The organism is Mycoplasmopsis pullorum (genome assembly GCF_001900245.1).
GTDB lineage: Bacteria > Bacillota_I > Bacilli_A > Mycoplasmatales > Metamycoplasmataceae > Mycoplasmopsis > Mycoplasmopsis pullorum.
The window spans coordinates 370,819-388,811 of record NZ_CP017813.1; the positions used below are offsets into that span (position 1 = coordinate 370,819).

The 17,993-nt window shown below is 28.6% G+C and carries 1 protein-coding gene; it reads left to right on the forward strand.

Translation table 4 applies throughout. The features are described 5' to 3' along the window. Positions 1–53 precede the first annotated feature (53 nt). Positions 54–17,903, forward strand: a complete 17,850-nt coding sequence (locus BLA55_RS04275; protein ID WP_073372329.1) for a GA module-containing protein — start codon at positions 54–56, stop codon at positions 17,901–17,903. Positions 17,904–17,993: the final 90 nt, after the last annotated feature.

A 17,993-nucleotide genomic window follows, 5' to 3' on the forward strand; every position in this document is an offset into this window, starting at 1 on the left:
AAAGATAGATATATATCAAGATTTTAGTTCTTAACGAACTAAAAGGAGAAAATATGAAAAATAAAAAAATTTCGAAACTTACTTCAGGAGTTTTAATTCCTTTAGCATCCTTTCCTTTATTTTTGCCAGTTTCTGCAAATACAGTAGTTAATGCAGATGCTTCTGTGGTTGATGGATTTAACCAAATTAACCACTATAATTACGAGGATAAATATACTTCTGATTTATTTTGAACATCGAAATATAGAATTCACACTGACATTTATGATAAATGAGATAAACCATTTAGAAATCCAAACTATCCAAATGATTTAGATAATTATATTCAAATACATGACGCTTCGGTAAGTGGTTTTAATCCAGTGTCTTTAACAGATTCCACAAAATTATCTTCAACTGCTTGAAAAATAGAAGGTAATAATACATGATGAGCCAATTCTGACATTCAAAACAGACAAACAGGTAAAAAATATTTAATTAGATTTAATGCAAATAGACCTAAATTGCACGAAGGTTTTCTTGTTGGTTCTATATATTTTTCAAAAGATTTAGCTTTAACTGGGGAATTGAAAATTACTCTTAGAGATAAGAACAATTTAAATAATATTTTTCAAACCAGATCATTTACGATTAGCGAAACACAACTTACAAATGATAAAACCGGAATTCTTAATAGATTTTTAAATTTAAGACAAAACATAAACACCAATCCTACTAGCAATCCGCAAATTTGAAGTATAGTTTATAATCCTGGTTATTCTGAGGCACCAAATACTATAAATATAGAAGATAGAAAAAAAATCGAAAAAACTAATGAATATAGATTTCTTAATAGTAATTATGCTGATGATACAAGTTATAGATTAAATGTTGATACTAATAGAAGTGGTGCTATTGCTAATTTTCTAATTAATAGAAGATATAAAAACAGATTCGAACTTTGAGATAGCGATTTGTTTAGTGATAGCTCATGAAGAATTGATCCTAAGAACTGAGAGCAGGGTGGTTTTAATAAATATTTAAATGGAAATAGACAACCATATGATACTTGATATTTAAATTCATCTTCATTAAGTTCTTTGCGGAATGAGAGTAGTACAAATCCATATACTGCTATTTCTAAAAATGGTGGTGCATTACTTCTTGTCTACGCAAATGAATTGTTTTATGGCAAAAACTATCTATCTTATATAATGGACATTGAATTTGAAATAAAACCAAATATTTTTGAAGATGGAACAATTCCTCTTGATTTTAATTCTAAAGGTGAATCATTTTTTGGTGTATCTAGCATGACGCCACAAAATTCAAAAGATACATATCAAGATAATTATAAAAGAATAGTTTCTGGAAAAGATTATGATAAACGATACTACTGAACAACAGGATTGATTCGTCATAGTGATAGAAAAGAAACTACTGCTATTCAATTTATAACTAATGAATCAATGAGTTCTGAAGTCGATGCTAGTGATGTTATTCCTTCATCGTCTATTTTAAAAGTATATAGAACAGGTAACACACCTGACAATACAATATTGCCTGATGATAGAAATAAATTGACTGTAGATAGAACTAATCTTACAAATTCTGCAAATAAGAGATCTTTCAAAACTAAAAATAGCTTTATTTTAGAACCAAGTACAATTATTTCTAATCCTTCAAAAACATATAGAGATGAGCTAAAAAAATGAACTAATGATTGATTGTATTTAGAAGTTTCTTTAAATGAGACTAATGATCAAATGAAGTGAAAACCAATAATAAACACTGATAAAAAGTTTACAACTTCAAGAACAAATGCTGGATACGTTGAACAAAATATTACATGAGATTATACTGACTATGAAAAATTAAGAAGACACATAAACTCTAAACAATGATTAACCAAAGCTCAGAAAGATCATTATCTCCAAAAAATTTTAAATGCTGCTGACAAAAATAATTACTATTCAATATCTGAATTTGAAAGTCTTAAAAACGAAATTGATAAACATGATAAAGCACAGATGGATGTTGAAGAAGCTTATAATCAAGTGGTTAATTATGTTCTAGATAACAAAACTAAATTCATCTTTGCTTCTGAGAGTAAGAAGCAAGCAGTTGTTAATATTCTAAATGATTATTGAGAAGTTGGTTCTTTCAAAAGTTCATTTAGCAATAATAACGATAGATTTTTAAAAAGAGATGAGTTTACAAAATTTAAAACTGTAACTTTTTTAAATGATTCATTAAGAACAATCAACTATTATATAAACAATTTGACTAATTTAGATGGTGATTCTCGAATTAATGCATATAAAACTTCTATAGAAAAAATCAACGTTATAAAAGACTCTACTTATAATAAAGCAAAATTTCAAAAGTTTTTAACCGCAATTGAAAATGATGCGGTTCAAGAACTAACTTTAATTACTCCTACAGTTTATGGTAAAAATAATATTGCCAGTCTTACAGTTCTTAAAGAACTTTGAACTTCGCCATGAATCAATTTGAATTATTGGGATAAATTAGATGAATTAAAAACTTCAATTCAAACAACTAATTCAATTTATGAAAAAGCAAAAATTATTAATCAAGAAATTCAAAATATAAAAACTGCTTCGACTTTAACAGGTGATAATTCACAAAACTATTATTGATATAATTATTTACAAAAATTTAACGATTTATCTATAAATTCTTTATGAAAAGGTTATTCTTCATTACAAACTCTTGCAACAAAAGAAAATGATTGAAATGAACTATATAAAAGAATTATTGGTACATCAGCAACTGACTCAAATAACATTTTTTCAGACGCTGCAGATAAATACAAAAAAGATGATAATACAAAGTATATTCCTGAGAATTTAAAAAACATATCAACATTAAAAACAAATTATGAAGAAACATTTAAATCGTTAGTTGATAGTTTAGATCTTTCATTTGGTAATGGAGCGAGATTAGTAGAAGAATTTGAAAAGTACGAATACCTTGATAAAACTACACTTAGAAATTATTGAAGTAAGACAAGCACTCAAAAAACCTATTATTTTGGTGATTTAAGAAATATTTACAACAATAATACTCCATTGAATTTAAGAAACTTTTCAATTTCATCATCAGACGCTTTAACTTTAATTAAACCTGATCAAACAGCTGTAACTAATGCATTAAAATCTATTTCAAATCATGTTTATAGTTTAGCATCAGACGCTATTAAAACTAAAATTGATAATTTATCAGATTTAACCAAAACTAGAAAACAATATTACAAGGCTGAAATAGATAAAATTGTGACTTCTAAATCTAGCGTTCTTTATAAGAATGATACTTATTTTACTTCGTTATGAAACGCAGCTCAAGATGAAGATACTGAACAAGCAAGAATTAATCAAATAGCAACTCAACTAGCTAGTGGTGCAAATAAATTTGATTATTTAAACAAAAGTCAAACATTAGTTGATAATGCAATTTACACAAATTTTAATGTCGTAAATCCACAACAATATCAAAATGTTCGCATCGAGGTGAAAAAAGTTGCTCAAAAAGATCCGATTATCACTGGTGGTCGTGCAAAAGTTAATTATGTGGTTTATTCTACTAAAGCTCAATACACTCATTTAGCAAGTTACCATAAAACAAATGACGGTAGTGAAGCAATTACCGATGTAAATAATGAAGCAGCATGATTCACATCTGATTGAGTTACTGACTTTAAAGCGGATGAAGTTCGTGAAAAAGCTCGTTTAGAAGCGTTAAGTTTACAATTTAGTAACAAACATAATAAAATTCACTTACCAAGTGAAATTGATAGATCTAATTTTAATAATGAAATTAGCATATCAAATTCAAATACACAAGTAGCATTTAATCCTGTAACTGAAGAAGTAATTGTTGAAACTTTAACACCTAATGATAAAAATGGAACATTATCATTTACTTATAAAATGAGATCAAAACAAATTACTAATCCAATAGTTGAAACAACTCAAAAGAGCGCGACAGTTATTACGACTACAAATAAATTTAAAACTGAAGTTGATCGTCTAAATGAAGTTTTAGCTCAAATTAGTGCAACTTTAAAAACTGAAATTGCTAATAAAGCTAGCCGTTTACCATCACAAGTGCAAAATAATGAAATTGAATTTAATGATTTAGCAAGTCAATATAATGCAAAAGTAATTTTAAGCAACCTAAGTTCAAATAATGATACTGGAGTCTTAAATGTTACCTATAAATTGCAATCAACACGTGCTAATTACACTGATGTAGTTTCGACAAATACTAAAGATTTAAATAAAAGTGGATTTTTAACTCTTCTTGAACAAAAAAGACGTGAGGTTCTAAAATTAGTTGACGACAGCACTTTATTGACTAAACCTGAAAAAACAGATTTTAGAAACCAAGTAAATGCTGCCGATACAATTCCAAAATTAAATACTTTAGAACAAAAAATCAAAATTACTGAATTAGTTAATAAAGTTAATCAATATACATACTTAAATAATGCTCAAGCAAATCATGTTAAAGATCAAATTCGTGCTTCAAGAGACTATGAATCAGCTAACTTAATTTACAATGATGCTAGTGATTTAAATGATTCAATGAAAGAATTACATGAAGAAGTAATCTCGGAATTGAGTCAACTAACCAATCAAGTAATTAGTGATAACCAAGACACTTCTGATAAAGTTAATATCAATTATACTTTAGCAAGTGCTGATAAAAAATCTACTTATGACAATGCTTTAAGAACAGCACAAACTTTACTTAATAAAGCTAATGGTGCAAATGAATCTAATCCAGATAATATAACTTTAAACTTAAGTACTGCGTTTGCACAATTAGACGGTACTCAAAATGAAACTAGATTACACAATCAAATTGATGCATTAACTCACTTAAATACGACACAAAAATCAAAACTTAAAGCTTCAATTTCAAGATCAAAATCTTTAAGTTCTGCTGAAGCAATTGTAACTAAAGCGACAGACTTAGATACTGAAATTGCAAATATAGAAGCTAAAATTAATGAAGCTCAAGAACTTAAAACTAAAACTATTTATACTGGTGAAGATAATAAAGGACCTTTTGATAGTGCTTTAAGTACTGCGACTCAAACATTAAATGACATTAAATCAAATGATTTAGATAGTTTCGGTTCAGCTCTTTTAGAAGCTAAAGCGACCGAATTAACAAATAAAACAGCGAATTTAACAACCGCAATTGCTAACTTAGATGGTGAACGTAAACAGTTTAAAAATGATTTAAAAACAAAATGAAACTTATTAGAAGAAACTGAAATAAATAACTTAGTTCAAAAAGTCGATTCAATTCCTAAAACTGATTTTAACGACACTAAAAAAGCTCAAATTATTCAAGAAGGATTTGACTTAACTAAAACCAAAGCTAGAACACGCTTATCAAGTACTTCATTACCTAATAATGAATTTCTAAACTTGAATAAAGCTGAATTGGATGGTTATGTAGGACTTGTTAATTTACAATCATCAAATCCAAAAACAACTGGAAAATATGATCAAAAAATTGCAGACCAATTGAATGATGCTAAAGCTGATAATAAAACCAAACAAGATGCAATTGATGCAATTAATACTCTTGATACATTAACACAAGATCAAAAAAATATTTTTATTAATAGTGTTAAAGATCAAGTTGTTGCTAGTGCTTTAAAACACCAAAATGACGCAATAGCATTAAATAATGCAATCAAAGATCTTAAAAATGTTGTTTTAGAAAAAGCAAAGGATTTAGCAGATGATGATACATTAGAACATATAAATATGTTTAATGCTGCTAAAACAGACAAAAAATATAGACTTGCAGACACAGATAAACAAACTACATATGATAATAAATTAACACAAATACAAACAGCAGTGTCAAAATCTAACGTTCAAAAATCTGAAATTGAAGGATTAAAACAACCATTCTTAGATGCATTTAATGCTTTGAATGGTCTAGATAATGAAACAAGATTACATAATCAAATCGATGCTTTAAGTAAGTTAACTCTAGATCAAAAAACCAATCTTAAAAAATTAGTTTCTGCTGCTAATTCTTTAGTTGATGCGGAAGCTATTGTTGCAAAAGCAACAACCTTAAATGATGCAATTACTGCATTAGAAACTAAAATTGCAAAAGCAAAAGAAGTTAAAGGTCAAACTATTTATATTGGCGAAGATAATAAAACTCCTTTTGATGATGCTCTTAGTGGTGCCGAATCTACATTATCAACTCTTAAATCGGACAATTTAGAAAGTTCTAGTGCAGTTGATTTACAATCAAAAGCAACCGATTTAAACGGAAAAGAAACAGCACTTCAAAATGCAATTGATAATTTAGACGGTATTCGAAAACAATTCAAAAAAGATCTTGCACAAAAATGAACCTTATTAGATGAAAGTGAAAAAAATGCGTTAATTAACAAAGTTGATACTATTGATAAAAACCAATTTAACGATGCTAAAAAAGAAGAAATCGTTAAAGAGGGATTCACAGTTGCTAAAACTAAAGCAAAAAATAGATTATCAACGAGTCCTTTCCCTAATGTCGAATTTGAAAACCTTAATGAAGCTGAGTTAAATGCAATTGCTACAAAAATTGATTCAGATGTTGATACTCCTTTTAATATTAATGCAGAAAAATACGATCAATCTGTTGTTAATACCTTAAATGAAGCTAAATCAATTAATGATCAAAAACAAGAAGCAATTAATAAGATAAATGATAAGTCTGAACAAGGTGAATATCCTAATTTAACAGATAACCAAAGAGCTGAATTTGTCAAATCAATCAAAGCTCAACCGCTTGCTAAAACTCAGGAAACTCTTGTTAGTGCAAAACAACTTAATCAAGCAATCGCAGAAGCAAAAGGTGTAGCTTTAGAAAAAGAAAAAGAATTAACACAAAATACTGGTTTAACTTTTGAAGAAATACCAAGTAATTCAAAAAGCAAACCAAAATATAAATTCGCAACCAATCAAGCTGATTATGATTCAAAATTAACTGAGTTATTAAATTATCTCAAATCAGACAATCCTTTACCAACTCCAGAAAAAATCAAGCAAAAATTAGAAGCCTTTAAGAGTGCTTATGACGCACTAAATGGTGATGAAAAATTAAATGCATTAAAAAATGAAGTTAACAATTTAACACATCTAAGCGAGACACAAAGAAATCAAATTAAAGAGTCAATTTCAAATAGCGACTCATTAGCATCTGCAAGTGAAATTTTAGAAAAAGCAAAAGAGTTCAATCAAGCAATTGGTAACTTAAAAACTAAAATTCAAGATGCTAAAGCTAAAAAGCAAGATGAGATTTATACTAGTGATACAAGTGAGAAAAAACAAACTTTTGACCAAGCAATTACCGCTGCTGAAACTGCTTTAGGTAATTACGAAAGTGCTAGTCTAGATGCGTTAAATGCAACTGAACTTTCTGAAAAAGCGAATGCAGTTAATATTGATACTTCAACTTTAAATACTGCAATTAACCAATTAGATGGAAAAAGACAAGCACTTCGTGATGAAATTAACGCTTATGATAGTGAATTAATTTCTGCTGCTGACAAACAAACTTATATTACTCAAATCGATTCACTAAATCAAACAAATCCTGAAACAACTGATTCAAAACGGATTTTAGATGAAGCTTTTGCCGCTGCTAAAAATAAAGCAAAAGAAATTGTTAGTGGTTTAGGTAATTTAAGTGAAGCAGACAAAAAGAAATATAAAGATCTTTTAGAAGTAGCAGTTAAAGGTTTACCAACAGCTCCAGATAGTAATCTAAAAACAATTCTTGAACAAGCTAAAAATGATAATAATGCTAAACAAGAAGCAATTGAACGTATCAAAAATTTAGATAACTTAACCAAAGAACAAAAAGATGAGTTCGAGAAACAAATTAAAGAAGCTGAAACAAGTCAAGTTTCAAATATTGAAACTACTGCGACTGACTTAAACAACGCAATTCCGGATGCTAAGGAAAAACTTGCTCAATTACAAGCTAAAAAAGACGAAATTAAGTACAAGTGAGCCGATTTAACAAATAAAAAGGATTTTGATGGCAAATTGCAAGCACTTAATGATTTAATTACTTCAACAGGAGCAACTAAGGAAAAACTGGAAGAAGCTGAGAGTAATTTAAATAATTCATATAATGCTCTTAATGGCGACACAAAACATGACCAATTAAACGCAAAAATTGACCAATTAACTTATTTAGGCGCAAATCAAAGAAAACAACTTAAAGATAAGATTGTAACATTTGATGATTATGAAAAAGCTAAAGAATTAGTAAATAATGCTCAAACAATTAACGATGCAATTAAGAAATTAGAAGAAAAAATTGCAGATGCAAATACTACTAAATCTGATGAAGTTTATACCTTAGATGAACAAACTAAAAAGACTGCATTTGACACTGCCTTAAGTCATGCAAATGATAAATTAAGAGAATACAAAACTCTTGATTTAACAACTTTAGATAATGATTCGACGACTACTAAAAAAGCTGAAATTGAAAAAGAAGTTAATGATTTAGATACTGAAATTAACAAATTAGACGGATATCGTCACGCATTTAAAGAATCATTAAAAGGTAAATGACATTTATTAACTGATGATTTAGCACCTTTAAATGCAATGGTGGATAAACCTAACTTCCCTAAAAAACCAGAAACAGTTAATAAAGAAGAAGTTTGAAATGAAGGTTTAAGAATTGCTAAAACAAAAGCAACTGAAAAATTAAACTCAACCACATACAACAATTTATCAGCAGCTGATTTACAAACTTTAAAAACTGAAGTTACTCAAGCAACTTTAAATTCAAATGCTCAAAATGACACAAATCAAAAATTTGATGATGCAGTAAAAGCGATATTAGATAAAGCTCAAGAACAAAATCAAGCAAAACAAAATGCAATGAACGCAATTGATGCTTTAGATAATTTAACTAATGAGCAAAAAACTAAATGAAAAGAAAAAGTTAAAGCTGATGTTGTTGCTCAAGCACAAAATATCAAGAATGATGCGACTGCATTAGATACTGCAATTAAAGCATTAAAAGACGAAGCTTTAAGCGAACTTAAACAATTAAGCAAGAATCCGGCTTTAGATGCTAATTCTATGTTTAGTGCAGACAAAATTGCTGATAAATATAAACTCGCTGATGCAAATCTTAAAACTGAATATGACAAACAATTAGCAAGTATTCAAACTTTAATTTCTAAAGTCGATGTAACTAAAGATGAAATTGAAACTGCTAAAAGTGCATTAAATACAGCCTTTAGTGCTCTTAATGGTGATACTAAATTAAGCGAACTGGAAAAAGAAATTGACAAATTAACCAATTTAAGTGATGAACAAAGAACAAAACTTAAAGAATCAATTGCTAATGCCGAAACACAAGATAAAGCAAGCGAAATTGTCGACAAAGCTCGTGAATTAAATACCAAAATTGGTGATTTAAAAGCAAAAATTCAAGAAGCTAAAGATAAACAAAACGATCCAATTTATACTAAAGACACTCAAAATAAAAAATCAACTTTTGATGAAGCAATTAAAGCTGCTGAGATAGCTTTAGAAAATATTCTTAAAGAGGATTTAGGTACTTTAGATGCAACTCAAATCGCTGCTAAAGCAAGTGAAGTTGAAAACCAGATTAATACTTTAGATACTGCAATTAATCAATTAGACGGTAAAAAACAAGCTCTTAGAGATGAAATTAATGCTTATAGTTCTGAATTAATCGCTGATAAGCAACCATATTTAGACAATATTGAGCAATTAGATCGTGTAAATCCTGATCAAACTCAAGCAGATGCAATTCTTAAAGAAGCTTTTGATGCGGCTAAAGATAAAGCAAAAGAAATTGTTAATGGTTTAACTAATTTAAGTGAGACAGATAAAAATAGTTTTAATACTCAATTAGAGTCTGCAAATAAAGGTACTTCACAAAGTCCTGATAGTGAATTAAATACAATTATTGCTAATGCTAAAGCTGCTGATAAGACTAAACAAGATGCAATTGATCGAATCAAGAAATTACCTAACTTGAATGATGAGCAAAAAAATGAGTTTGAAAGACAAATTAAAACCGGTCAAGCTGCGGATGTAACAACAATTGAAGACAAAGCAAAAGCTCTTAATGATGCAATTCCTTCAACTAAGACATTAGTTGAAACTAAAGAATTAAACAAAAATGATATCAACTATAAATGAGCAGATCAAGGTCTTAAAAATACTTTTGATGAAAAACTTAAAGCTCTAAAAGATTTAATTGAATCAATAGATGCAACCGCCGAATTAATTGCTAATGCTAAAACCGACTTAGAAAATGCATATAATGCTTTAAATGGTGATACTAAACACGAAAATCTTAATAATAAGATCGATACACTTACAAGTTTAGATGAGACTCAAAGACAAGCACTTAAAGAAAAAATTAAGAGTTTTGATGATTATACTAAAGCTAAAAAATTAGTCACAAATGCACAAAATCTTAATGATGCAATTAAGACACTTCAAGATAAAATCTCTACCGCTGAAAATACTAAATCAGAACCAGTTTATACTTTAGAAGAAAAATCGAAAAAAGATACTTTCGATCAAGCAGTCAAAATTGCTCAAGATGATGTTAAGTCATATCAAGGTATTGATGTAACTAATTTAGATGAGGAGATAGTTACTGCTAAAAAAGCTGAAATTGCAACTAAAGTAACTAATTTACAAGCTGAAATTGATAAATTAGACGGATATCGTCATGCGTTTAAAGAATCATTAAAAGGTAAATGAAACTTATTAGAAGAATCTGACTTAACCACATTAAATAATATGGTTGATGAAGAAAACTTCCCTAAAAATCCTCAATTAGACGATAAAAGAAGAGTTTGAAATAAAGGATTAGAATTAGCCGCTGCTAAAGCAAAAGCTAAATTAATTCAAGATAATTATGCAAACCTTTCAAGTGCTGATTTGGATACTCTTAAGCAAGAAGTTTCAAATGCTCAACTTAATGAAAGTGCCGAAACTCAAGCTGATCAAAAATTTGATGATGCTGTGCAAGCAATTTTAACTAAAGCGACTCAACAAAATCAAGAAAAACAAGCTAAAATTGCCGAAATTCAAAACTTAAGCAACTTAAATCAATCGCAAAAAGATGCTTTAATCCAAGAAGTTAAAGGTTCATTACATTCGCAAGCTCAAAGTGTGCTTGAAAAAGCTAAAACTCTTGATGAAAAAATGAAGCAGTTAAAAGATAAAGTTGCTGAAGAGTCTACAAATAAAGCTTTAGACGCATACCAAAATTCTTCTGAAAGTGTTAAAAAAGCATACAAAAATGCATTAGAAAATGCAAAAAATGTTATTAATAACCAACCTGCAAATAATGGAGTTTCAATTCCAGCAAATGCTGATGCAACTCAAGTTGATCAATTAATTAGTGCTTTAGATATAGCTTTAGTTGTTATTAAGAAAGTCGCAGCTAAAAATGTTGTTGATAATCTAAACAATCTTTCTAAAACTGAAAAGAATGAGTATAAAAATCAAATTGATCAAGCTAATACTCCAGAAGAAGCTGAAACTATCAAAGAAAAAGCTAAAAATGCAAATGATAAAAAACAAGAATACATTGATCGAATTAATCAAACACCTGGCTTAAGCGAAGAAGAAAAACAAGATTATATTAATCGAATCAAAGACACAAAATTTGATAGTAGTGAAGCAAATAATGACCAAAAATTCGAAAATATTGTTCTTGATGCAACAAAACAAGGACTAAAAAATCAAATTGATGGAACTTACATTTACTTAAATCCAAAACAAAAAGAAGATTTAAAAAACTTAATTGATTCTAAAACGACAATTGCAGAAGCTCAAGAAGCATTTAATTCATATTCGGAATTAAATGAAAAAATGAAAAAACTTAAAGATGAAGTAATTCCTGCAATTGAAGCAAAAGTTGAACAAGATCTAAATAAAAAATACTCAAAAGCAACTGCGACAACTAAAGATGCTTTTGATGCACAATTAGCATCTGCTAAAGATTTATTAACTTCAAGCACAGACAATGGTGAAAATACTTTAGGAACTTTTATTGCTGATGTTAATACTGATAATAGTTTAGAAAACTTGTTTGCTAAATTAGATGGTGAAATTGTTGTAGCTAAAGAAAACATTAGCGATAAAACTCAATTTGAAAATCTAAATGAGAGTGAAATTGAAAAATTAAGTGAAAAATTAGATGCAATCAATTTATTAGATAGTGATTATGCAACTCAAATTTCTAAAATAATTGATCAAGCAAGTGCAATTAACACTGCTAAACAAGAACGTATTAATCAAATTAATGGTTTAACCAATTTAAGTAATGAAACTTCAGACGCTAAACCTGTTTCAGAAAAACAAGCTTTAATTAATGAAATTAAAAATACAGTTGTTGAAATTAATGCAAATGCAAATCCAGTTTCAATTACTCAAGATAGTGCAAACGCATTAGATGCGATTGTACTTAAAGCTCAAAAACAAGATTTAATTAATCAAATTAATACAGCTTATGAACACTTAAATCCAAAACAAAAACAAGATTTAATTAGTGCAATTCAAGACGCAAATGACTTAAATACAGCACAAAACGCATTTAATGATGCTGCAAATGTTAATACTAATATGAAGTCATTAAAAGACATTGTTAAAGAATTTACTGATAAAAATGTTGCTAATTTAGATGATTATAAATTTGCTTCTGATCCTGCAAAACAATACTATGATGATGTTTTTGCTGCTGCAAAAGAATTAATTAACTCAAGTCAAAATGATGGAAATGCAAATCCTAGTTTAACAACACTAATTGCAGATAATTTAACTTTAGGAAGTCTTAAAGAAGCATTTGCAAATCTTGATGGACTTAAAAATAAAGCGATAAAAGCTGTTAAAGTATTAGATAATTTAAACCCTACTGAAGTGCAAAAATTAAGCAATGAAATTAATAATGTTTCAAATACTGATGCGAACAAAGCTCAATTAATTGATGCAATTGTTGATAAAGCTAACGAATACAATCAAGCTAAAGCAGATACAATTGCTGAATTAGAGAAATTAACTGATTTAACTAAAGAGCAATTAAAAGATTATGTTAAACAAGTTAGAGAAGTAGAATTTACTGACACTGACCAAAATCCAAGTGCTCAAGATAAATTAGACAAAATCTTGGATAATGCTAAAAAACAAGGTTATAAAAACTTAATTGATCAATTAAATTCGATTAACCAAAACCAAAAAGATGCTTATAAAGCTCGTATTAATAATGCTCAAGATGAAGCAAAAATTAATGAAATTCTTGAGGAAGCTCGTGCTTATGATGAATTAAAAGCAAAAGCGGATGCATTAAAAATTGAATTAGACAATTACAAAAATACAATCGATTATCGTTTATCTGAAGATGAATTTAAAACAAGTTATGATGATAAATTGACTGATTTAGCCAATGAAATTAATGATCAAAGTCACGCAAATGATTTAGCTGCATTGCAAGAATTAGTTAAAAAAGCTCAACAAGCAAAAAAAGCTTTAAATGGAATTGAAAAGAATTCGGAAATTGCTCAAGCTATCGAGAAGTTAAACAATTTAAGTACAGAGCAACAAACACAACTTAAAACTCTAGTTGAAGCTCAAAATTCTTTAGCAGATGCACAAAGAATCAATCAAAACGCGACTGACTTAAATACTAAATTGACTGAACTAAAAGCAAAATTAACTGATGCAAATGAAGTTCAAAGTCAACCAATTTATCTTTTAGAATCGCAAAATGAGAAAGATGCATTGAATAACGCAATTACTCAAGCAGATCAATTGCTAAGTGACGTGCAAAATACTCAATTTGATCAAAATAATTTAACTAATTTAACAACTTTAGCTAAAGATGCACAAGCTAAAACTGAATCATTAAATAATGCGTTCGAACAATTAAATGGTGTGCACAAAGATTTAATTGCAAAAATTGATGAATTTGAATTATTAACTCCTGAACAAAAAGCAACATTAAAAGAAGCTGTAAAAACATTTGATAAAAACTTGACTAAAGAACAAGTTTTAAGTCATTTAGAAAATTATTTAGAAAATTCAAAATCAAATGCACAAACACAAGTAGCTGAATTAAGTAATTTAAGTGACATTGAAAAAGATGCTTACAAACAAAAATTGAAAAATGCAACCTTAAAATACCAAAATTCAACCAATTCAGATTGAGTAATTCAAGATCAAGATGAAAATAATACAAAATTAAAATTTGATCATGATGTGATTGCTATCTTAGAACAAGCACAAGCAGATAATGCTGCAAAACAAGTTTTAATTAATCATATTAATAATGATTTAGCAAACATAACTCAAAATCAAAAAGCTACTTTAGTAAATAAAGTTAAAGCTGCAGATGTATCGCAAATAACAGGTTTAACTAAATATGCTGATGATTTAGATAAAGCGATGTTAGATTATAAAAATGAAAACTTTGGTGATATCAAAAACGAAATTGACTATACACAGGCTTCGAGCGAAAATCAAAAGGCTTTTGACGTACAACTTGAAAACCAAAAGAATAATACTAACGTTCAAAATGGAGCTGATTTTAATTTAGTTACAGTTAAAGCTGAACATGCTAAATTAATCGAAGCTCGTGAAGCTCTTGATGGTGAAGAACGTTTAGCAGAAGCCAAAGCTAAGGCTAAAGCGAAAGTTAACAATGAATATAATAACTTAAGCGATACACAAAAAGTAGCTGCTAAAAATCTAATTGATAAGCAAAATACAATTGCAGATGTTGAAGCTAAAGATGTTAATCATTCAGCTCTTAATTCAGCAACCGAATTGTTAAACAAACATATTTCTGAAGAAGCTGCAACCAAAGCAGATATTAAATATACTGGTTCAGAAGAAGCAAAACGTCAAGCATATGATGATGCTATTGCAGCTGCTAAAGAATTGCAAGCAAAATTACAAGAATCAAATACAGTAGCCGATGAATTACTTAATACTCAAGCAATTCAAGATATAAATGATGGAGTTCAAAGTGCATTGGATGCTCTAAATGGTGAACAAAATATGCAAAAAGTTCGCAATGATGCAAACAATGTAATTGATTCATTAGAAGAATTAAACCAAGCTCAAAAAGATAGTTTAAAACAAACTATTTCAAAACAAACAACTCCTGAAGCGGTTGCACAAGAAACTGCAAAAGCGCGTGAACTTGATGCGGCAATGGAAAAATTAAATGACGTGTATGAAGTCGAGTTGGTTGACAAAACTAAAGAATCGATTCGTTATATCAATGCAGATGAAAACTTGCAAAAAAATTATGATGATGCATTGCTTGAAGCTGCAAAAGTTTCAAAAGTTGATGAAAACCAAACCAATAAGAAAACTGCATTAGTTGATATTAAGGCTGTTAAAGAATTAGCAACAAACCTAGAAAATACCAAAACTGCATTAAATGGTGATGAAAAACTAAACGAAGCTCACAATAACGCTGAAGAATTTATTAACAACTTAAAACACCTTAATGATGCACAAAAAGCAGAATTAATCAAACAAGCAAAAGAGAAAGATTCAATTGCTCAAACTGAAGCAATTAAAGATAAAGCTCAAAAACTTGATGATGCAATGAAAGATTTAAAAGATGCAATTGTGACTGTTGAAAAAGAATTGCAAGCAAATCCAGTTAAATACGACAATGCCGATCAAGAATTAAAAGATGCATACGATCAAATTGCTAAAATTGCTAAAGATTTAGTTGATCCAAGTGGAGAAAATAAAGATCAAAATGCAGTTGAAACAATCAAAAATAGCTTAATTGATGCTAAAAATGCATTAAATGGTGATGCAAAACTCGCCAAAGATAAGAATGATTTAATTAATGAAATCACTCAAAATCCTGACTTGACTCCAAGTCAAAAAGATAAGTTAGTTGAAGTTGTAAATCAAGCAAGTAACAGTGACGAGCTTGAAAAAGCAAAAGAATTATTTGATACTATTAAGTCGAAAATGGAAGAGTTACGGAATGTACAAAAACAAGCAAAAGAGTTACAAAATAGTGACAAATATGCAAATGCAAGTGTCCAAACTCGCCAACCTTTAGATCAATATATTGTTAAAAATGATGAATTCTTAAATTCTGATTTAAGTGAACCAATTGATTGAGCTACAATTAACGATCAAATCGATCAATTAATCGCTAAAACCAAAACAGATATGACTAACTTAACTCAAGAAGCTCAAGATAATTTAGATCAAGCTAAAGAATCAGCTTTAACATACTTAGATGATTTAAGCAGCTTAAATAATGCTCAATTAGATAATTTTAAAGATCAAATTAATACTGCTAACTTAATCACAGATGCTTCAGATTCAATCGAAAGCATTAAAGAAATTGCAAATACATTGAATGATTTAATGTCAAAATTAAATGATTACATTGAAAATGTGGTTGAATCAGCAAATAATGCTGATCCTCGCACAAGTGTTAACTATATTAATGCAGATCAAGAATTAAAAGATAATTTTGATGCTTCATATGTAAATGCAACAACATTAGTTGATAAAGAATTAGGTGCAAATCTTAATTTTGATGAAACTAATGATGTGTACTTGAAACTTAAAAAAGATTTCGAAGCACTTAATGGTGAACAAAACAAACGCTTAAATGCAGCGGAATTAGAAAAATTAGTCAATGAAGCAAGTGAGTTTATGCAAAAAGCTCCTTACACTACTTCGAATCCAGAAAAACAAAATACTTATAATGTTGCAATTGAAGATGGTAAAAAAGTTCTTGAAAACCTTGAAAATGCAACAGTTGAAGAAATTCAAGAAGCAATTGATAAAATCAAAGATGCAATCAAGCAAATTTATGACAATAAAGATGACTTGAAAAACATTGTTGATCAATTACCAAATCTTTCTGAGCAAGAAAAAGAACATTTTAAAGATCTAATTCAAAATGAAGAAGATCCAGTTAAACGTGATGAAATTCTACGTGAAGCTCAAAAAATCAGCGATCAAAAACAAGAATTAATTAATTTAATTAATGAACAACCTAATTTATCTGATGCAGATAAAGAACAATTAAGAGATAAAGTTGTAAATGCTGACTCAAGTCAAGAAAATTGATATGACAAACTTAAAGATAACATTAATAAAGCTAATGACTTAATTAAGAAATCAGTTGATAAAATTAGTAACCATACTTTAAATAATGAGCAGTTAGACCAATTAATCAAAGATCTTGCCGATGCTGGTGTAACAAATCCAGATTATGACAAGATTGTCGATGGATTGAAAAAATACAATGACTTAACAAATGCATTAACTAACTACCGTAATTCACATGTTCTTGATGAAAATTACCAAGATCTAAAAGATGCTTTAGTTGCTGCAATTAACGACACAGTCGATTTTGCAGTTACACACGAAGAATTAAGCAAATTAAAAGATCAATTAGTTTCTCAAAAAGAACAATTGAATGAAGTTGCTAACGGTGAAATGAATTTAGTTGATTCATTAATTAATAAAGATCAAAGTAAGTTTGATGAAGCGTTAAATTCAATTAATAAAATTATTTCAGATAAATATAGTGAATTTAACAAAGAATTAAAGGATAAAAACTACTTTCAAATTACCAATAAACCTGCTTCGCAAATTAGTGAAAATGATATTAATTTAATTAATAGCATTGAACAAAAAGATGCTTCCGAAGTAATCTACAGTGCACTACAAGAAGCATTAAAAACAGAATCAAAAGCAGATAATTTAAGTATTTTCTGATGAATTTTACTTGGATTATTTACCGCAGGAATTGGTCCTAGCATTTACTTTCTTGCTAAAAAGTCGAAAAAAGACGAAGAATAAAAACTAATTTACAAAACAAAAAGTTGAATAGCAATATTCAGCTTTTTTTGCGCACCTAAGTTTGACACTTTTCCTGCATTTCTCACCCTG